This window comes from Allocoleopsis sp., from assembly GCF_036703385.1.
Lineage (GTDB): Bacteria > Cyanobacteriota > Cyanobacteriia > Cyanobacteriales > Coleofasciculaceae > Allocoleopsis.
The window spans coordinates 1-19,759 of sequence record NZ_DATNPA010000418.1; the positions used below are offsets into that span (position 1 = coordinate 1).

15 protein-coding genes and 1 tRNA gene are annotated in these 19,759 nt (G+C 47.6%); 14 read left to right on the forward strand and 2 right to left on the reverse strand.

Features of this window, described 5'->3' with window-relative positions; all coding sequences use genetic code 11:
- From V6C93_RS20610 to V6C93_RS20655, 10 genes are all read left to right on the forward strand, one after another.
- Window positions 1-1,262 (forward strand): DEAD/DEAH box helicase (locus V6C93_RS20610; protein WP_333478549.1); only part of this gene is annotated, 1,262 nt, incomplete at its 5' end.
- 94 nt (window positions 1,263-1,356) lie between these two features.
- A complete protein-coding gene (locus V6C93_RS20615; RefSeq protein ID WP_333478550.1) occupies window positions 1,357-1,938 on the forward strand; it encodes a pyridoxamine 5'-phosphate oxidase family protein in 582 nt (193 codons plus the stop codon).
- 228 nt (window positions 1,939-2,166) lie between these two features.
- Window positions 2,167-2,580, forward strand: coding sequence for a nuclear transport factor 2 family protein (locus V6C93_RS20620; protein WP_333478551.1), 414 nt, complete (start codon window positions 2,167-2,169; stop codon window positions 2,578-2,580).
- A 114-nt stretch (window positions 2,581-2,694) separates the two neighbouring features.
- Complete coding sequence (locus V6C93_RS20625; protein WP_333478552.1) at window positions 2,695-3,531, forward strand: SWIM zinc finger family protein; 837 nt, start codon at window positions 2,695-2,697, stop codon at window positions 3,529-3,531.
- Window positions 3,532-4,254: 723 nt separating this feature from the next.
- Window positions 4,255-5,769, forward strand: coding sequence for a tetratricopeptide repeat protein (locus V6C93_RS20630; protein WP_333478553.1), 1,515 nt, complete (start codon window positions 4,255-4,257; stop codon window positions 5,767-5,769).
- 18 nt (window positions 5,770-5,787) lie between these two features.
- Window positions 5,788-6,705, forward strand: coding sequence for a histone deacetylase (locus V6C93_RS20635; RefSeq protein WP_333478554.1), 918 nt, complete (start codon window positions 5,788-5,790; stop codon window positions 6,703-6,705).
- A 105-nt stretch (window positions 6,706-6,810) separates the two neighbouring features.
- Complete coding sequence (gshA, locus tag V6C93_RS20640; RefSeq protein WP_333478555.1) at window positions 6,811-7,962, forward strand: glutamate--cysteine ligase; 1,152 nt, start codon at window positions 6,811-6,813, stop codon at window positions 7,960-7,962.
- Between the two features lie 249 nt (window positions 7,963-8,211).
- A complete protein-coding gene (locus tag V6C93_RS20645) occupies window positions 8,212-8,673 on the forward strand; it encodes a tRNA (cytidine(34)-2'-O)-methyltransferase (protein WP_333478556.1) in 462 nt (153 codons plus the stop codon).
- Window positions 8,674-10,048: 1,375 nt separating this feature from the next.
- Window positions 10,049-12,751: a peptidoglycan DD-metalloendopeptidase family protein gene (locus V6C93_RS20650; RefSeq protein ID WP_333478557.1), complete on the forward strand. Its 2,703-nt coding sequence runs from the start codon at window positions 10,049-10,051 to the stop codon at window positions 12,749-12,751.
- Between the two features lie 120 nt (window positions 12,752-12,871).
- Window positions 12,872-12,944 (forward strand) — tRNA-Met (locus V6C93_RS20655).
- Between the two features lie 90 nt (window positions 12,945-13,034).
- Here V6C93_RS20655 and V6C93_RS20660 read toward each other — a convergent pair.
- A complete protein-coding gene (locus tag V6C93_RS20660; RefSeq protein WP_333478558.1) occupies window positions 13,035-15,068 on the reverse strand; it encodes an amylo-alpha-1,6-glucosidase in 2,034 nt (677 codons plus the stop codon).
- Window positions 15,069-15,495: 427 nt separating this feature from the next.
- Between V6C93_RS20660 and V6C93_RS20665 the strand changes: the two genes are divergently transcribed.
- Window positions 15,496-16,098: a peroxiredoxin gene (locus V6C93_RS20665; RefSeq protein WP_333478559.1), complete on the forward strand. Its 603-nt coding sequence runs from the start codon at window positions 15,496-15,498 to the stop codon at window positions 16,096-16,098.
- A gap of 257 nt (window positions 16,099-16,355) precedes the next feature.
- Here V6C93_RS20665 and V6C93_RS20670 read toward each other — a convergent pair whose 3' ends face one another.
- Window positions 16,356-17,258 carry an ABC transporter permease gene (locus tag V6C93_RS20670; RefSeq protein WP_333478560.1) on the reverse strand — a complete coding sequence of 301 codons (903 nt, stop codon included), beginning with the start codon at window positions 17,256-17,258 and terminating at the stop codon, window positions 16,356-16,358.
- Window positions 17,259-17,418: 160 nt separating this feature from the next.
- On the opposite strand from V6C93_RS20670, the gene def reads away from it, so the two are divergent.
- The 3 genes from def (at window position 17,419) to V6C93_RS20685 (ending at window position 19,708) form a co-directional block, all read left to right on the forward strand.
- The gene (gene def / locus V6C93_RS20675; RefSeq protein ID WP_333478561.1) at window positions 17,419-17,982 is read left to right on the forward strand and encodes a peptide deformylase; all 564 of its coding nucleotides are present in this window, start codon (window positions 17,419-17,421) and stop codon (window positions 17,980-17,982) included.
- A 21-nt stretch (window positions 17,983-18,003) separates the two neighbouring features.
- Window positions 18,004-18,198 carry a hypothetical protein gene (locus V6C93_RS20680; protein ID WP_333478569.1) on the forward strand — a complete coding sequence of 65 codons (195 nt, stop codon included), beginning with the start codon at window positions 18,004-18,006 and terminating at the stop codon, window positions 18,196-18,198.
- Between the two features lie 118 nt (window positions 18,199-18,316).
- Window positions 18,317-19,708 (forward strand): PrsW family glutamic-type intramembrane protease, encoded by a 1,392-nt coding sequence (locus tag V6C93_RS20685; RefSeq protein ID WP_333478562.1) that lies wholly within the window; start codon window positions 18,317-18,319, stop codon window positions 19,706-19,708.
- Window positions 19,709-19,759 lie beyond the last annotated feature (51 nt).

A 19,759-nucleotide genomic window follows, 5' to 3' on the forward strand; every position in this document is an offset into this window, starting at 1 on the left:
CCTCGGTGTTAGGCAACTGGGAGCGGGAAGTTAAAAAATTTGGTTCCTCGTTGAAAGTAGTCGTTCACCACGGGGATAAACGACTCAAAGGGAAAGCATTTGCTAGAACCGTTAAGGATAAGCAATTGGTTATTACCAGCTATCCTCTGGTGTATCGGGATGCCGCAACCCTTGAGGAAGTTTCTTGGCAAGGCATTGTGTTGGATGAGGCGCAGAATATTAAAAATCCAGGGGCGAAGCAGTCGAAAGCGGTGCGGGAACTCAAAGCTGGATTTCACATTGCCTTAACGGGGACACCCGTAGAAAATCGCTTGTCGGAATTGTGGTCAATTTTAGATTTCCTCAATCCAGGATATTTGGGCAATCAGCAATTCTTTCAACGTCGATTTGCTATGCCAATTGAGAAGTTTGGGGATAGGGACTCGTTGCAAACGTTGCGATCGCTCGTTCAACCCTTCATCCTCCGCCGCCTCAAAACTGACAAAGAAATCATTCAAGACTTGCCTGACAAGCAGGAAATGAATGTTTTCTGCGGTCTTTCTGCCGAACAGGCGACGCTTTATCAAAAGTTAGTGGATGACTCTCTAGAAGAGATTGAATCGTCTGAAGGCATCAAGCGTCACGGCTTGATTTTGACATTGCTTTTAAGACTCAAGCAAGTCTGCAATCATCCAGCACAATATCTAAAGGAGAAAGACTTAGGAGAGGCTAAGCGTTCAGGGAAATTACTTCGCTTACAGGAAATGTTGGAAGAGGCGATTTCCGAAGGCGATCGAGCGCTAATTTTTACTCAATTTGCGGAGTGGGGAAAACTGCTTCAACCTTATTTAGAGAAACAGTTGGGTTGGGAAACATTGTTCTTGTATGGCTCTACAAAGAAACAGCAACGGGAGGAGATGGTTGACCGTTTTCAAAACGACCCCGAAGGCCCCCGAATTCTGCTTCTTTCTCTCAAAGCGGGTGGCACAGGTCTTAATCTAACAAGAGCGAATCATGTCTTTCACGTTGATCGATGGTGGAATCCAGCTGTGGAGAACCAAGCAACTGACCGTGCGTTTCGGATTGGTCAAACCAGAAATGTTCAGGTGCATAAGTTTGTCTGTACTGGAACGTTAGAAGAGCGAATTAATGACATAATTGAGAGTAAGAAACAGCTAGCCGAACAAACTGTAGATGCAGGGGAGGATTGGTTGACAGATATGGATACAGACCAGTTGCGATCGCTCCTTCTTCTGGATCGCAATGCTGTGATTGATGATTAGTTGCCTATGTAGCATTTGTTCAAAGCCACCAGAATCACCTGGAACGGGCAAATCAAAAAGCATGGAACACTCTGATGCGGCTTAGGAGTACATAATGCCACGTAAATTTGGAGAAATTGCCTTCACGCCTGAAGTGCAAGCAGCTCAGGAACAACGGGGTTCTCGGCAGGCCTATGAGCGGTATATCGCCAATGGAGCTGCCAATGACTCGATTACCCCAAAAATAGAAGAATTTATTGCTCAACTCGATGGATTTTATTTAGGAACCGTCAGTTCTAATGGCTATCCCTACATCCAGTTTCGTGGAGGACTCCCTGGTTTTTTGAAGGTGCTGGATCAGAAAACCCTGGGCTTTGCCGACTTCTCCGGGAATGCACAGTACATTACAGTGGGCAACTTGTCTAGTAATGACAAAGCATTTTTATTCTTGATGGATTATCGCAACCAGAAACGCATCAAGGTATGGGGACGCGCCCAATATATTGAAGGGGATTCAGCCTTGATTGAGCAACTCCGCATTCCTGAATATCCAGCCGAAATTAAACGGGTAATTCTATTTCATATTGAAGCCTTGAGTGAGAACTGTCCCCAGCACATTCCAATTCGCTATTCCGTGGCTGAAGTCGAAGCAATGATGGCTCCTCTACAAGATCGCATTGCAGAATTAGAACAATAATTGGACGATCGCTCCGATCATCCTTCTATTGCCACCCCCCCATCCATACCATTTCTTTATAGTAATGCGCTTAATTCATTACCCCCTGTAGTCTCCCTAGAGTTCGGGGGACGGCGACAGCCGGAGGTTCATAAAGTGCAACTTCATAGAGAATTGGTACAGTCATTAAGCCACTTATGCTGTTGATTTATTTTGTCTTTGTTGAATATCCAACTATCAGGTTCTTATATGGAAAGTAGACCGCCCTTACCTCCCTTTACTCTCTCTACAGCGAAAGCCAAAGTCCAAGCGGCTGAAGATGCCTGGAATACCCGCGATCCTGAACGAGTATCCCTAGCTTACACAGAAGATTCGGTCTGGCGAAATCGGGCAGAATTCTTCACCGGACGGGAAAAGATTCGAGAATTTCTCACCCGCAAGTGGAACACCGAACTGGACTATCGGCTCAAGAAAGAATTGTGGAGTTTCACAGACAACCGCATTTCCGTTAAATTTGAGTACGAGTATCACACGGATTCGGGTCAGTGGTATCGTGCCTATGGCAATGAACAGTGGGAGTTTGCTGAAAACGGACTGATGCGACGCAGGGAAGCCAGTATCAACGATTTGCCTATTCAGGAGTCGGAACGCAAGTTTCGTTGACAACAGGCTCGTTTCAACATTGCTTGATTATCCTGCAATCGCAGCCGTTTTTTATATAAATTAAATAAATACGAGGAATTTTCTAGATACTTAAGAATTAAGAACTGAGGAAACTTGACTAACTATGAAATAGATGCCCCCCCTTGGTGGGTACAACAGTGGAATGATTTGCTCAACTCTTATCGCTTCAAAAAGCGTTTGGAGAGAGCTCGCAAATATGCCAAAGAAGGTAACGTTCTCAGCATTGAGTTTAAAGGGCCAGAAGTATTAGCGAGGGTACAAGGTACCGCTCCAGAGCCTTATAAACTTTCCTTGTCCATCGATCCTTTCAGTGAGGAAGACTGGAATTATATTGTGGACACGATGGCTCAAGAAGCCATTTACTCCGCTCAGCTATTAGCTGGCGAGATGCCACACAATATCGAAAAAGTCTTCACGGCTAACGGGTTGAGCTTGTTTCCCTTTACGCTATCGGATATCCGCTCGCGGTGCAGTTGCCCTGACCCCCAAAATCCCTGTAAGCATATTGGAGCAGTTTACTATCAACTGGGCGATCGCTTCAGCGAAGACCCCTTTGTCCTGTTTCAGTTGCGCGGACGCACTAAAGAACAAATTCTGGATGATTTGCGCCGACTGCGCAGTACAGGAACCGAAGAGCAGGAGCATAGCACAAGCGTCCTACCTACAGGATTGCAGGAGCAGGAGAATATACAAGCCATCCAAAATCTCTCAACTGCGCTCGACAGCAAGCCATTTTGGCAATACTACGAGCCGTTAGACTCATCCCTAGTTGTAATTACACCACCGTTAGAGAACCGTACAGTCCTTGATGTTTTAGGGACAATTCCCCTAGCCTCTGCTGATGCTCAGGCCGTAAGGCAGTATTTGGACAAAGTTTATCAAACAGTGACACAACAGGCTGTAATATCAGCTCTCAATCGAGACGAGTGAGATGAAACCCGTTAGTTTTTTCTTTTAGAGACTCTTGGTGATGGGGAATCGGTAGTGGGTGACTTAAGCTGAATGGCACTGAAATAACGAGCCGATCCGCCCCCAACCCCCAATTTTGGGGGAGCCAGAGTTCAAAGTCCCCCAAAATTGGGGGATTTAGGGGGCAAATTCCGTAGCAAATCGCTTAAGTCAGTGCCATTCGACTTAAGCTGGTTCCCTATTCAACGAATAGGGATTCATTCTTGCATAACCAAATTTATAAAACTCTTGTGGGATAGGCATCTTGCCCGTCCTGATCATGCACTTTAAGGGCGCAATAGCTTACTCATTTCTCATAATACAGCAGCACACAAAATGTCAAGTGAGCGGCTATAGAAATTATTAATAATTATTAAAGATTTGATGAAGCTTACTCGACTGAGTTGCTCAGGGCTAGCGGATTGACCTATGATGCTAACGACGTATTACAGCCTTATTACTAATTTTTTTATAAAAGCCTCCAATTCTTTCAGCAAGCATAATCGCTGTAATTCTTATCTGATATATCGTGCCAGCCATATCGCCCCAAGCCGACACTGGGGGATAGCACAAGAAACCGTAATACAGTAAGTTCATCTTACAAAAGCTACTAGGTGATTAAGGAAACTGAAGAGCAAGTGTCTTTTGCAACTGACTTGTGATGCTCTTCTCGTCCTACAGATCTACACATCTACTAAATTTTCTATGGCAATATGGCAGCGATCGCTAGACACCAATTTTGTTGAGTCATGCAGACTCTCAGAAGAAAAGGCTTGGGAACGGCTAACAGAATTGGTCGGTACACAACGGATTTCACAGGATGATGTCTGGACACAGCAAGTTGTTTCCCTAATCTGTGAATGGCTAGGTTATCTGCCCTTAGGCGTGGAATTGGTAGGGCGGTATTTAGCTGAAAACCCCAATTTGTCATTGACACAGATGTTGAAGCAGCTGCAAGCCCAGCAACTAGAAGATGAGGCAATAGACTGTTCAGCACTAAAAAAACAGCCAATCCTAAATACAGCACAGCGTGGAGTGAAAGCGGCATTTGAATTAATCTGGCGAAAACTTGACCCGATGACGCAGCGTGTTGGGGAGTTCTTAAGTTTGTTTGCATTGGATGTGATTCCCTGGCAACTGGTCGAGACTGCAAGTGAACAGTTAAGTTGGATAAAAGCAGACCTCAATCGAGCAAAACAGCAGCTTTACAAGTGGCAAGTAATTCAATCGGTTGAACCCAGCACTAATTCCTACAGAATTCATCCCCTAATTCGGGAATTTCTCCAAGCCAAGCTAGCTGTATCGGAACAAGGAGACAAACTAAAACGAGCGTTTATTCAGGCAATGGTGTTAATTGCCCAGCAAATTCCTGATTCTCCCACGCCGCAGGATATTGAGTTAGTCAAAGATGTTATTCCCCATCTCGTTGAAGTTACTCAAACTCTAACAGGTACAGTCAGAGATGAAGAAATACTTTGGCTTTTTGATCGCTTAGGCAACTTTTATAAAAGCCAGGGGTTATATGAATTAGCAAAACCCTGGTTTGTCAAGTGTTTACATACCGCAAAAGCCCGTTTTGGGAATGGCCATCCTGATGTTGCCACGACGCTGAATAATCTGGCAGGACTCTACTATGCTCAAGGATGCTACAACGAGGGCGAATCCCTTTATTTACACGCTTTAAAACTTAGAAGACGCTTTTTGGGAAATAACCGACCTGAAGTAGCGACAACACTGAACAATCTGGCATTACTATACTATGCTCAAGAACGATATCAAGAAGCGGAACCTCTGTATTTGGAAGCTTTAAAACTGAGAAAACGCTTTCAGAGAAGTTACTCCTGTGATGTCGCGGCGACACTAAATAATCTGGCATTACTATACTATGCCCAAGAACGATACCAAGACGCAGAACCCTTGTATCTGGAAGCTTTAGAATTGAGAAAGTTCATTTTAGGAAATCATCATCTTGATGTGGCAACAACGCTGAACAATTTAGCATCGCTCTACGATGCTCAAGGCCGCTACATTGAAGCGGAGCCCTTGTTAATTCAAGCTTTACAGGTAAGCGAAGAGGTGCTAGGTAGTCATCATTCTAATACTATTATTTTCCGTAAAAACTTGGAAACGCTTCAGACTAAACTGGAGGCTAGCAATTATTGGTTCCAAAAAAAGCTTAGGAAAAATATTTTATCTTTGATGAGGAGAATAAGGCTGTAACTTAATGTCCAATGTCTAATGGACTTACCGATCATCTACCATCCTGACTATGTCACCCCCCTACCCGAAGGGCATCGCTTCCCTATGCCCAAATTTGGGAAACTCTACGAACGACTCCTGAGCGATCGCATTGCCACCCTAGATCAATTCCATAGCCCCGAAATTCCCCCAACTGAATGGATCGAACTCGTCCATACTCTCGACTACGTTCAAGGTTACTACCAAGGCACCCTCGACCCTAAAGCTCAACGGCGTATCGGATTACCCTGGAGTTCTGCCCTCGTCAAGCGCACCTGCACCGCCGTTGGTGGCACCCTCCTTACCGCCCAACTAGCCCTCAAGTATGGCTTAGCTTGTAATACCGCTGGGGGCACCCATCATGCCTTTCCTAGTTATGGCTCAGGTTTTTGTATCTTTAACGACTTAGCGATCGCCGCGCGTGTCCTGCAACAACAAAGACTCGCTCAAAAAATTCTCATCCTCGACCTCGATGTCCATCAAGGAGACGGTACCGCCTTCATCTTTCAAGATGACCCAACTGTATTCACTTTCTCCATGCACTGTGAAATCAACTTCCCCAGTAACAAACAAAAAAGTGACTTAGACGTTCCCCTGCCCGAAGGCATGGAAGACGACGCCTACCTACAAACCCTAGCGAAATATCTCCATGACCTACTGAGTGAATTTCAGCCTGATATAGTTCTGTACGACGCTGGAGTTGACCCTCACGCAGGCGATCGCTTAGGTAAGTTAGCCCTGACAGATACCGGACTCTACCGCCGTGAAATGCAGGTCTTAAGTACCTGTGTTGCCGCAGGTTATCCCGTTGCCAGCGTGATTGGCGGAGGCTATGCCGACGACCTCGACGCCCTCATTTACCGCCACTCCTTACTTCATCAGGCGGCTAGTGAGGTCTACCGTCAGTATCGACTTTAATGCCAAACTAGGGAAAGACATTTTGTCTCGTCTTCTTCGATACATTTTTTGACATACCCTGCATTACTTACTCTCTTCGTCACTCAGCTCAGCTGAGGAAAACTTGTGCTTCTATCAAAAGGTTTAGAAATCGAAATGTACACGGGCACGCCCCAAGGCGATATTGTCGGTCTCTCTGACCAGATTGTGGAGTCCCTAGATGGATTTGTGCGGGAACCAGATAGCCGCAATGTAGAATACACCACTGCACCCATCTATTCCTATGATCGGCTCTTATGTGCCATCGTGCGCCCTCGGCAGAAATTACGAGCTTATCTAGAGCGCTTGGGCGATTACACCCTACTTCCAGGCAGCACCTTGTCCTTGGGCGGAAGCGATCGCTTTTACCGTTCTGACCCCAATAATCCCTACCACGATTACATCGAACACACCTACGGCACCAAAGTTGTTACAGCCAGCATCCACATCAACGTTGGCATCTCTGACCCAGAACTGTTGATGCGAGCGTGTCGTTTAGTACGGGTGGAAGCCCCCCTCTACCTCGCTCTGAGCGCCTCTTCTCCCTTTTTGGATGGACAACCAACCGGCTCCCACTCTACCCGCTGGCAAGTTTTTCCTAAAACGCCAGTAGACGTTCCCCTGTTTGAAAGTCATGCTCACTTTATTGAGTGGACAGAAGACCAACTGAAGCTCGGAACCATGCAAAATGTGCGTCACCTCTGGGCATCCGTTCGACCCAATGGCAATCGACGCCCCTACGACCTCAATCGGCTGGAACTGAGAATTTGTGATTTGATCGTAGACCCGATCGCTTTACTCTCTGTCATGGCTCTACTGGAAGCTCGCTTGGCTCAACTGCTCGCCGATCCCACGCTTGATCCGCTGGAGCGTAGTACATTCCCCGCCTCGACCCGTGCGGCTGACCTCGTGGCACTGACGGATGCCAACGAAGCCGCTGCTGCTCAATTGAGCTTAGATGCTGAACTCCGGCATTGGCAGGATGGGAGAAAGATTTTGGCGCGGGATTGGATTGAGGAAATTTACTCAGAAGTTTGGGCGATCGCCAAACAAAACGGATTCAGTTGTTTCCTTTCACCCTTGAAGAAAATTCTCCGGGAAGGTAATACGGCTCAACAATGGTTACAACGCCATGCCAGTGGGTTTGAGAGTCGAGAACTAATTATGCAAGGAATTCAAGCTATGGCTGCTCAAGAACGGGAGCTTGAGGATAAGTTGTGTCAGCTTTTGGTGGCCTAGGGGTGTATCACGGTGCCCTCCGTTTACAAATCAAAATATCTAATAGGTCGTTCTCAACTTTTAGATATTAAGAAAATATATATATCACCTCTTTCTCTTGGTAGATATTTATAGTGGAGCGGATGGGCTGAAGTACAGATGACGGTGGCTATCCAGCCGATTACTTCTAAGCTGTATTACAGTAAAATGTAAACGGCTATACTTTAATTTCTAAAGAAATATGTATAGATTCGAGTTGGTGAGCCTTGAATGCTAAGGGTTGTTCTTGTTCATCCCCAAATCCCGCCAAATACGGGCAATGTTGCTCGAACCTGTGCGGCTACGGGTACAGAGTTACATTTGGTAGGGCCATTAGGCTTTGAAATTAGCGATCGCTACCTAAAACGAGCCGGACTAGATTATTGGCCCTACGTTAATCTTCATTACCATGACTCCCTTGATGCCTTTAAAGCTATGTATCAGCAGCAAGGTGGGCGCTGGATTGGCTTCAGCACTTCAGGAAAATATAGTTATGTTAAATTTCAGTATCAGGCCGATGACTGGATGTTGTTGGGTAGTGAAACCTTAGGTCTACCCTCCGAGGTCTTAGAAGCCTGTCATGCTACTGTCCGTATACCGATGGCACAGCCAGGGGTACGTAGCTTAAACCTTTCTGTTAGTGCAGCAGTTGGTCTATTTGAAGCGCGGCGTCAGCTAGGCTATCTGGAATAATGGGTTTCTGCCTTGGCTGGGAGGCTGTTTTCCTCCCCCTAGTTGTGGACGATTTCATCATCACTCTCAAGCGTTATTCGGCTGAGTCTGGCTGTCATTTTTGCTGAAGTACATTTACAAAAGTCAAACATTCCTATTTTATTTTCGAGAAATCTTAATACTTCATTTATGTATGTATATAAAAGTATCTAATCTCGCTGATATCAATGGCAGCGGTTTTAAAATGAAGCTAAGAATAGAGAGTTGGCCGAACTGACATGAGGCAGTCATGTGTTTGGTTACAATAGGCTCTCATGCCTAGAAGTTGCACTTTCGTTGGGTCGGGAGTCGGTGAAGGGAAAAAAGCTATCAGGCTTTTTCATGAACCTTATCCCCTTTGCCCTCTACTCACTCTCCACTCATCGTGCAAATTAAATACCCAACAGCTTAGTTGGATTGTTAGTTCCTTGAACCGGAAGATCCAGCTCAACCTGTTTGTAATAGGGGTCTAGGAGAAGACGAGAAGCGGGGAGTGTTCTCCGCCAAGCTTCACTCTTGCTCCAACATCGGCTGAGGGTAATCTATTAAGGGTGTGCCTTATCCTTGTGAAAAGGGCTCTCAGATGGACTGTGCCTCGACGTCTGACTCACTACCTCGGTTCACGGTTCATGTCTATCTCCTGGCAACGGATGATTCAGTACTCTCCAATACGGAATGCATCACTCGTTGATAAGAAATTTGTATGAAAAATCAGGGAAAGAGCGGCTGGATGACTGATAGATTTTTTTCATCCAAAATCAATGCTGGGTGGGGCGCAAAATAACCGGATAGCTAGGGAAACTGGGAGTTTAGGAACATTTTTAACAATCAAACCATTGGCAATAATCGGGTTTTAGCTGTACGATTCTACGGTTGTTGTCTAACCCACAGGTAGCGTAAAGTTCCGTCTGTGATTATTCAGTTGCTCAATTCAATTGCAGGGTGTTCGGGAAGATGAGGGATTTCAGCAAAAATGCTTTAGTTTTGTGTTAATCTCTAGCCTTCTTCCGGAGGAAAGCCTGCCAGGTCAGTATGTTCTATGCAGCAAACCTTGGCAAAATCCGTACTAACATCGACAGTGTCTCTAGTGAGAATATTCTTGGCAAAGAGGCACGCAGTAATTGCTTTTTTAAGGGTGGATCGAGCGGTTACCGTCAAGGACTCCAATTTTACCTGGTCAGGTCAACTTGTCTAAATCACAACAGCAACTTGTCTAAATCAAAAAAGCAGGGTACTCTGGCCTAAGTATGCTTACTGTATGTGATTTCGATCACAAATTAGAGGTGAATTGCCTCATTGACTGGTAAAGAATCATTCAGGAACTGTTAAGCGCTCGTCACACACCAGGAGGTCGTTTTTGAAACGAACATTTACGCAGAAGGTCAAAAAAGTTCCGACCTGTGCAGCTGACTCCTTAGATGCATTATTGAAGCTCTATTTAGGGTATTTAGGAAAGCATCCGGTTGGCGCAACAATTCCGACCGATGCGAACAACCGTAGAGCCCGCACCTCGGCTGCCATGATTGGCTTAGCAATCTCAATGAGTGCGACTGGCTTGGTGCTGCCTCGACATGGTGATGAAGCCATGGCAGTCGAGCCGATAGCGTCTGAGCCAACTATCCCCAATGTGCCTACAGCATCGGAAGCTAGTACTTCTCCGGCACCAGCAGCAGAACCCAAAGTTGTCGCCACTGTGGCACTGTCAGCATCCGTCAAGCCAGAACTAGCACGGAAAGAGTCGCAGCCTGCTCAAAAGCCTGTCGTTGAACACCAGGTGAAGAAAGGAGAGACGCTTTGGGAAATCTCTAAGACGTATGAGGTACAGCCAGAAGCAATTACAGCTTCTAACAACATCCAATCAAGTGAAGTTCTACCCGTTGGACAAAAGCTAAAAATTCCTGCCGTGAACGGTATTGTTCACGAAGTCAAACCGGGCGATACGGTTGAAAAGTTATCAGAGTCTTATGGTGTGCAGCCGACACACTTGCAAGCATCTGCACTCGTGTCGGAATCAGGTCAGCTAAAGACGGGCGAATCCGTCACGGTTCCTGGAAATGTCAATGACCTGTTAAAGGCAAGACAAGATGTTGCGCTCAAGCGCTTAAAAGAGCATGGGAACCGCTTAAATGAAAGTCTGGCGGAGTTGTGGTCTGAGGAGTCTACTAATTCATCCATACAAGCAACGATACCGACGCAGGAGGCGTCAACTGATGAATCCGCGAATTCGGTGACGCTGCCGTCTGCGGTTCTCAAAACCAAGGAGCCATTCGCGACACCACAGCCGATGGCGACAGCAATGTCCACTCCAGTCGTTATCCCGGTACCAACACCGGAAATGGCAGCTTCACCGTTCGTCGCCCCGAAGGCAACAGGGCAAGCGGAGTCATCTGTGGTTATCCCGGTGCCAACGCCAGAAATGGCAGCCTCACCGTTCGTCATGCCCAAATCAACAGGGCAAGCGGAGTCATCTGTGGTTATCCCGGTGCCAACGCCGGAAATGGCAGCTTCACCGTTCGTCACCCCGAAATCAGCAAGGCAATCGGAGTCATCAGTAGTCGCCCCGGTGCCAACGCCGGAAATGGCAGCTTCACCGTTCGTCACCCCGAAATCAGCAGGGCAAGCGGAGTCATCTGTGGTTATCCCGGTGCCAACGCCGGAAATGGCAGCTTCACCGTTCGTCGCCCCAAAGGTGTCAACTATTCCAACTCTAAGGACGGCTCCATTTCCAAGTCCGGAAACCGCAGCTAAACCCCAAGTACCACAGCCAGTGGTTATAGAATCCTTAGGGACAGCTTCGACAGCTAATGTGTATCATGTTAAACCTGGAGATACCCTGGATGCGATCGCGCGTCGCAATGGTGTATCTCGCGCAACACTGATGCAGGCAAACGGGCTGAATAACCCCCATTTACTTCGCATTGACCAACAACTGGCTATTCCGAAAGCCCAACCGACGGGTCACACCAATCAAACCGTCGCCTTATTACCCGGTATTGACTCTAAATATAGCCGTACCGTATCAGGACAAGAGCCGCAAGGTGTAACAGTCCCAACCCTTGCAGTTCCTACTCCTCCAGACCAAATCCAACCTGTTGTGTCAGCAGAACGCCTTTCTCAATCACCCTCTGCTCCCCGTACAGGAGTGGTCGGCTCTTCCAACGTGGAAGGTGCAAAGCCCAACCCCACCCTGGTGGCGGATAGTAAGCCGAGTCAGTCAGACAACTCTCAGCAAAGTCTTTATGTTGAGAAATTGAAATCCGACATTCTCAGGCTTCGGCAAGAATATCGCCAAGAGAGAGGAAGTGGTCAAGCGGGTACATCGACCAACGTTGTGGTTCCTGTGGTGAGTACGTCAGTTCCTTCCACCCTGAACGACGCCTCTACGCCCGTTAGAATCAATCCAGAGTTCGCTTCTAAGTCGCGCAGCGAAAGTTTGCAGGCTAATCGGGCCAAGCGGCAACAGGACCTAGAACAGTCGTCTTCGATTCCCATCGAAGTCCCGCCCCCGGAGACTACAGCTTTAACACGACCCCAGGGATTGTTAGCCACGGCTCCAGCGCCAGCAGGTACATATAATCCAAACACCCGGACGCCAATAGGAGAAACAGTTTCTCCAGAACTGCCTTCCCTCTCAGCGCCGGATATGTACCGACCGGATGGCTCTACTGAATTCAATGGCTACATCTGGCCCACCAAGGGTGTCCTAACCTCAGGCTATGGTTGGCGTTGGGGACGGATGCATAAGGGAATTGACATTGCAGCCCCCATCGGTACCCCAGTAGTTGCAGCCGCTCCTGGTGTAGTCGTCTCGGCCGGCTGGAATTCTGGCGGCTACGGAAATTTGGTGGAAATTCAACATGCTGATGGCAGCCTGACGCTCTACGCCCATAACAACAAGATTCTGGTGCGTCGCGGGCAACAGGTTGAGCAAGGTCAACAAATTTCCGAAATGGGTAGCACCGGTTTCAGTACAGGTCCGCACTGTCACTTTGAGGTGCATCCGAATGGACGCGGAGCGGTCAACCCCATCGCTTATTTGCCGCCCAAGGGACGGGGCTAATTGAGGGTTCAATGATTTCCTCGCGTGTTGGGTGAGAGCTATCTAGCTGCTTACCCAACTCAGTAGGGGGTAGCCATTACAGAATTGATGTGCTAACCTAGTTAAGGTGTCAAAAAAACTGGCTCAGTAGCTCAGTGGTTAGAGCAGGGGACTCATAAGCCCAAGGTCGCAGGTTCAAATCCCGCCTGAGCCATTTACAGAAAGGTGAATAAAAAATTTTTGAACTCTCTTAATTATTTGTTCAAAAATTGAGTTAATTATTCCCACATACCAAATCCAAAATCTAAAATCCAAAATCCTCAAAGTGGCGGATGAGTTCAGCGACTGACCAAGCCTGAGCGATCGCACCTTGAGGGGAGTGTGGTGGGTCACCATCAAAAATTTCGGAAATAGAGCCTAAACAAGCTTGCTCCTGAAAGTGTTCGAGCAAGGGTAAAGGATTCCAGGGAAGGGGTTCTGTTTCGTAAAAGCGCTTCCAGGCTCGAATAAACGGCCCAATCAGCCAGCTCCAAACCGTACCCTGATGGTAAGCGCGATCGCGATGCCAGCGATCGCCGTTATAGTACCCCACATACGCTGGGTCAGATGGGTCAAGACTTCGCAACCCATAGGGAGTCAGAAGGCGATCGCATGCCACCCGCAACACCCGCCGTCCCTGCGCCTTAGCAAACCCACAATGCTCCAGGGAGAGCGCCAAAACAGCATTCGGTCGAATCCGGGCGTTCCGTCGGTCATCCGGCTCAATTGTGTCATATAAGTAATTTCGTTCGGAATTCCAAAATTTTTGCAAAGATGACTTAACCTTTTGTGCTTGCTGGGCATAGTGTTGAGCTTGGTCTGAGAGACGCCGGCGATTGCTTGTGGAGTCTTCGACCAGTTTTTCAGTCCATCGCGTCATCCAACACAACGCTGAGTACCAAAGCGCGTTGATTTCTATCGGCTTCCCTCGACGCGGGGTTACAGGCCGACCGTCAATGACCACATCCATCCAGGTGAGTGCCACATTGGGAACATCCCATGTTAAAAGCCCATCAGCGGCATCAACCCGAATATGGTAAAAAGTACCGGCTGTAAAAGCTTTGTAGATTTTCCGCACTAGAGGGTATTGCTCAGCCAAAAAATCCCAATCCTGCGTTGTCTCTAGATAAATTCCCAGGATTTCAATCCACCACAGTGAAGCATCAATACTGTTATAAATTGGCTCAGCACCCGCATCTGGAAAGGCATTAGGAATCAGACCCCCACGGCAATAGGCACCAAAAGTTTCTAACAATCCCCTCGCCAGAGCAAAACGTCCCGTCGCTAATGTCAGTCCAGGTAGGGCAATCAGTGTATCGCGTCCCCAGTCGTTGAACCAAGGGTAACCCGCAATTACACTTGGCCCAGAAATCGAAGCGCGGTAAGCGATAAATTGATCGCCCGATCTCAACAGCTGATGCCAGATGATATCCCGCTCACCCTTCATTGTCACTGGTGCTTGAGCATAGAGCTGACTTTGGCGTTCTTGCTCTGCCTGTACGGCTTGCTCGAAGGCATTAGGATTCAGCTCTGGTAAGGCGACTTCAGGCCATCCCACCCTCGCTTCCAGAATTACGGCTTCGCCGGGATGTAGCAGGACGCTCAGGTAACCAGGACTATACAGGTCTTCCTTGTCGCCTAATCCGCGTCGATTTTCTTCTGGATAGTAATAATTCCAATACCAAACCCCCTCCGGCTGATACTCACCGACACTCCAGCGCAGCAGCCAAGGCGACCCAACTTGATTGCCACGAATCCCTTGCAGGTAAATTTGCTGAGGTTTCACCAATTGGGAGAATTGTAGCCCCTCAGTAGCTGATTGCTGATGGTGAAAATCGCGATCGCCAATGAGCGGTCGTAGCCTCAGCGTTGCTATCTTAGTCCCTTCATATCGATACTGAATCAGAATTCGGTTACAGAATTCCGCATTGCTCAGCGATTCCCAGTTTTTTGTGGCAACTAAACCATAAGGCATCACCAACTGCCGCGTGAGCCGCCAGTGTTCTTGTCCCCAAATCCAACTGGGAACAGGATCGATTTCAAACGATTGCAATAATTGGTAGCCCAGAGGCTCAATCTTGCCACCACTCCAGAAATTCGTGGAGAGTGCCCAGCTCTCTCCTGCCACTTCCAGGCTGGCATCCAGATGAGAGAGCAACAATGTACGGCGTCCCGGAGGCTCCAGAGCCGCCATCAACCAAGCATGATAAGTGCGAGTGCGAGCATCACCAACTGTACCACTGGCAAAACTACCCAAGCCATTGGTCAGTAACCATTCCCGCGTGTCTAAATCCTTCACAACGATTCCGCTCTTGTGCTTTGTATGCTCAGTCTAGGGTTTCTTATAAAATTCTCTGTTCAAAAGAATTAGAAGCCTGTTATCAACTGAGAAATTTCAACTCTTTATGGTCAACCCTACAGCAGCCATTGGCTTATGCGATCGCAAGAGCTTCCACCTCACAGCAAAAAACTGAAAATAGCACGAGCTTAGAGCCAATGGATAGGGTTACAGCCTATATTTTTAGATTTGTTCAGTGCGTTGAGTCAGACAGCAAGCCTCCTACTCAAAATCGTTATGAGTATGATATAGTTGTAACAGTTCGTAAATAATCAAGTTTTACCAACAAAAGTGAAGTTGTTAGAACTTGGCCAGCGATATACGGTGAACGTAATACGACCGTCAAGATGCCTGTCTCACAATAGAAAATTTAAAGGAGAGTAACTTTATGAGCCCGACCGAAGGATGTCTGCGGGTAGGCCAACAAGCCCCCGACTTCACAGCTACGGCTGTAGTCGATCAAGAATTCAAGACGATTAAATTATCTGACTATCGGGGTCAATATGTTGTTTTATTCTTCTATCCGTTAGACTTCACCTTTGTCTGCCCCACGGAGATCACGGCATTTAGCGATCGCGCAGAAGAATTCAAAGGCATAGGCGCTCAGATCCTCGGTGTCTCTGTTGACAGCGAATTCTCTCACTTGGCCTGGATTCAAACCGATCGCACATCGGGCGGTGTCGGTGACCTGAACTATCCTCTGGTTTCGGATATCAAAAAAGAAATCAGCACAGCTTACAACGTCCTCGACCCTGATGCGGGTGTGGCGTTGCGTGGGTTGTTCATCATCGATAAAGATGGCATCATCCAACACGCCACCATCAACAACCTGTCTTTCGGTCGTAACGTAGACGAAACCCTACGTACCCTGAAAGCGATTCAGTACGTACAGTCTCATCCAGATGAAGTTTGCCCAGCAGGTTGGCAACCGGGTGACAAGACGATGGTTCCTGACCCCGTTAAGTCGAAGGTGTTCTTCGCGGCTGTGTAGAAGTACCATCGCCTGTTACCTTCTCCTTAAATTCCCCCCTGAACAAGCTACGGTGTACACACAAGTCTTCTCTACTTACGTTTGAGGTTGATCAGCCCCCTAAATCCCCCAATTCTGGGGGACTTTAAATTCCGGTTCCCCCCAGAATTGGGGGGCTAGGGGGGCGAAATACAGTATTTTGGGGTTGAGCAGGAGATGTGTGTACACCGTAGCCTGAACAAGGGGGGCTTGGAGGGGTATTGTGTGCGCTCAAGGGGTCAACGTGAGGCAAATCGGCGTACTGCAAACAGGCTTCCCATCAACCCGACCGAACCCCCAAGGCTTAACAAAAGCAACGGCAGCAGCAACATCTGTATCAGGTTGGGTTGCGCTCCACTCGCAATATATTTGATGAAATCGGGTGCAGTGGCAAGCAAATTAGCCAAAAACTCTTGCACACCGGTAATTAAAATCCAGGCAATCGCAGCACCTACTACACCGAAAGCAATTCCCTGCAAGATAAACGGTAAATAAATCCAAGATGTCGTGGCTCCGACTAGCTGCATAATCTCAATTTCCCGACGTCGGGCCATCACAATCAAACGAATGGTTGTTGTGATGACGGCGATCGCACTCAGAGTGAGAACACTAATCATCGTAAGACTCACCCAACTCAAACCTTGATTGAGCTGTTGCATCCGTTGGATTATCTCATCCATATATTGCACACTATCGACTCCTGGCACCTGAGCCAGTTGCTTGGCAAGCGTTGGCACATTCTGAGAGCTTCGTGCTCTCACTTTTAGTTCATCGACCAGTGGGTTCCCTTCCAACTGCTCCGTCGCCCCCTCGATATCAGAAATTCCCAGTTCCTTGACCAAAGAGGCCCAAGCTTGCTCTTTGGAAATCGTGTTGACGTCCGTTACATTAGACAGCCTGGTAACTAGCGGTATAACCTTTTCGATGGGTGCCCCAGGATCGAGGTAGACAGAGACTTCCACCGGACTGCCGAACTGGTTGAGCAACCCTTCTAAAGCCCAGGATGCCTGCAAACTTATACCAAACAGAAACAATAAGACGGTAACGGTACTCATAGCCGCCCAGTTCATCCAACCCCCACGCCGTAAACCCAAAAAAGTCTCGCGCAGGAGGTAGTCAAGTTTAGTGAAAAGTTGAAACATTCTCCATTTCCCCGCCTCATAATACATTGATCATTGCTCGACAATGATGGCATCAAAACTAATAGCTGGGTGAGTCATCACTCCAGGCTCAAAGGCAGAGAACTGTTAGTATTGATGTAAACTACACTGTTACAAATAGCTGTTCCTACAAGTGCTCCCCATGACTGCTCAACTCCTCGTTGAAAAGAAAAAATTAGAGAATCCACCGTTAAAGATTCATTATCTGGGCGATCGCGTCCTACGTCAGCCTGCCAAGCGCATTGCCAAAGTAGACCAAAGCATCCGGCAGTTGGCTCAACAGATGCTGCAAACCATGTACAGTGCCGATGGGATTGGGCTGGCGGCTCCTCAGGTTGGGATTCACAAGCAAATCATTGTCATCGACTGTGAACCTGATAACCCCGATAATAAACCTCTGGTTTTAATTAATCCAACAATCAAACATTTTGGTAGCAAGCTGTGCGATGCCCAAGAAGGGTGCCTGAGCATACCCAATGTTTACTTGGATGTGATGCGCCCCGAAGAAGTAGAGGTGGTGTACAAGGATGAGAACGGACGCCCCCAAAGCTTAAAGGCCAATGGACTATTAGCCCGTGCCATTCAGCATGAGATGGATCACCTGAATGGAGTGATGTTTGTAGATCGGGTGGAGAATGGTCTAGCTTTGACCCAAGAACTCAACAAGCACGGTTTCTCGCCCCAAGCCGTCAAACCTCTCGCTTAACTTATTACGTCAAAACCAATGATGACACCAAAAAGCGGTCTGTTTTTGGGGATTTCTTGTGTGGCAGCGATCGCTGCTGTCGGTTCAATTTTTGAACTTTCATCTGGAAACCCTGAGTTGGGGACATTAGTCACGGGAATTATACTAGCGGCTAGTGTTCCTTTGACTGGATTGTTTTTCTATGCGGCAGTTCGGGATGCCAGGGCAAATCAGTAAAGTTGTTAGTCGTTAGTCGTTAGTCGTTAGTCGTTAGAAACTAGTTCCTATTGGCTACTAGCTTTCCTAATATCCCGCCTTCAATACCTCCTAACCCATAACTGCTAACTACTAACTAATGACTGATCAAGTTTATCGCGCATTTCTGCGGCAGCTGTCCACGGGTGGTACAGCAACTCTACTCCTTCCCCCCTACGACTTGTCTGACAATCAAGAGACGGTAATTGGGCGAGAAGCAAGCTGCCACATTTCTTTAGAGCCGAATCTGTATTTGAGCGTATCGCGGCGTCATGCCGCTATTCGTCCTGTCTCCTTTTTGGGAAATGGCTTACCCCACTGGGAAATTTGTGACCTGGATAGCGCTAATGGCACATTGGTGAATGGGCAATACTTACGAGGTTGTCAGCCATTACAGACCGGCGATCGCATAGAGTTGGGTCAAAATGGCCCTGTCTTTATCTTTGAGTATCAGTTTACCCCCAGCCCCATCCCTACCCCTCTTTATCCCCCACCCCAACCCACCCAGTTCAACGTCCCCGTAAGTAAGCCTGTCACGTCAGTGGGTAGTGTCGGAAAACCGAAGCCTGATTCTGTCACCTTTACCCAACTGTTTCCCCTCGCTTCAACCGGACGGGATTTAAAACAGAAAGCTTTCTTGATACCGGGAGTTGTCACGGTACTTTTTGTAGTATTGATGTTTGCTGCCGTTGGTCAGCAAGATGTTTTTAACGTGCTGCTTGCCGCCTATTTGGCAGGGGCGGCTTATTTTTTTATCTACCGACTTTGTGGCAAGTCTAAACCCTGGTGGGTATTACTGTTGTGTGCGGCCTTGACCAGCTTAATCTTAGTCGGACCGCTTTTGCCACTGTTTATCACTATTTTTCGCGATATTTTGCCGGGGAATTTGCCCAATGAGGGGGAAGAGGTTAGCCTAATGTCTTTACTCATCCGGATGTTCTTTGGGGCGGGACTGATGGAAGAGTTGCTTAAGGCATTGCCAGTTTTAGGAATATATATTATAGGCAGACTGCTATATTCCCCTTGGCGAGAACGGATTGGTGTTTGGGAACCTTTGGATGGCATTCTGTTAGGCGCTGCCTCTGCGGTCGGATTTACGCTAATCGAAACCTTAGGGCAGTATGTTCCCGGAATTATTGATAATGTGACATTGCAAGCCGGTGAAGCCGCTGGTCAGATTTCCGGATTGCACTTACTAATTGCCCGGATTCTCGGCTCGATTGTAGGGCACATGTCCTATAGCGGTTATTTGGGCTATTTCATTGGGTTAAGCGTACTCAAACCCAGTCAGGCCTGGCAAATTATAGGCTTTGGGTATATTTGTGCTTCATTCCTCCATGCCCTTTGGAATACAACCGGATTTGTTAGTCCCGTACTCTTAGCAGTAGTTGGGGTTTTATCCTATGCCTTTTTGGCGGCGGCTATTCTTAAAGCTAGGGCACTTTCGCCCACGCGATCGCAAAATTTCGCCACCCGTTTTTTTGGTGAATAGTGACAGCTCTCCGACCGTATCTTTTTGATAAATTGGGCAACGCGTTCAGCC

What these genes read in the sequence shown, in the direction of transcription:
- V6C93_RS20615 (WP_333478550.1), top strand. Translation starts at nt 1,357, where the DNA reads ATGCCACGTAAATTTGGAGAAATTGCCTTCACGCCTGAAGTGCAAGCA.
- V6C93_RS20620 (WP_333478551.1), top strand. Translation starts at nt 2,167, where the DNA reads ATGGAAAGTAGACCGCCCTTACCTCCCTTTACTCTCTCTACAGCGAAA.
- V6C93_RS20630 (WP_333478553.1), top strand. Translation starts at nt 4,255, where the DNA reads ATGGCAATATGGCAGCGATCGCTAGACACCAATTTTGTTGAGTCATGC.
- V6C93_RS20635 (WP_333478554.1), top strand. Translation starts at nt 5,788, where the DNA reads ATGGACTTACCGATCATCTACCATCCTGACTATGTCACCCCCCTACCC.
- V6C93_RS20645 (WP_333478556.1), top strand. Translation starts at nt 8,212, where the DNA reads ATGCTAAGGGTTGTTCTTGTTCATCCCCAAATCCCGCCAAATACGGGC.
- V6C93_RS20665 (WP_333478559.1), top strand. Translation starts at nt 15,496, where the DNA reads ATGAGCCCGACCGAAGGATGTCTGCGGGTAGGCCAACAAGCCCCCGAC.
- V6C93_RS20670 (WP_333478560.1), bottom strand. Translation starts at nt 17,258, where the DNA reads ATGTTTCAACTTTTCACTAAACTTGACTACCTCCTGCGCGAGACTTTT.
- def (WP_333478561.1), top strand. Translation starts at nt 17,419, where the DNA reads ATGACTGCTCAACTCCTCGTTGAAAAGAAAAAATTAGAGAATCCACCG.
- V6C93_RS20680 (WP_333478569.1), top strand. Translation starts at nt 18,004, where the DNA reads ATGACACCAAAAAGCGGTCTGTTTTTGGGGATTTCTTGTGTGGCAGCG.
- V6C93_RS20685 (WP_333478562.1), top strand. Translation starts at nt 18,317, where the DNA reads ATGACTGATCAAGTTTATCGCGCATTTCTGCGGCAGCTGTCCACGGGT.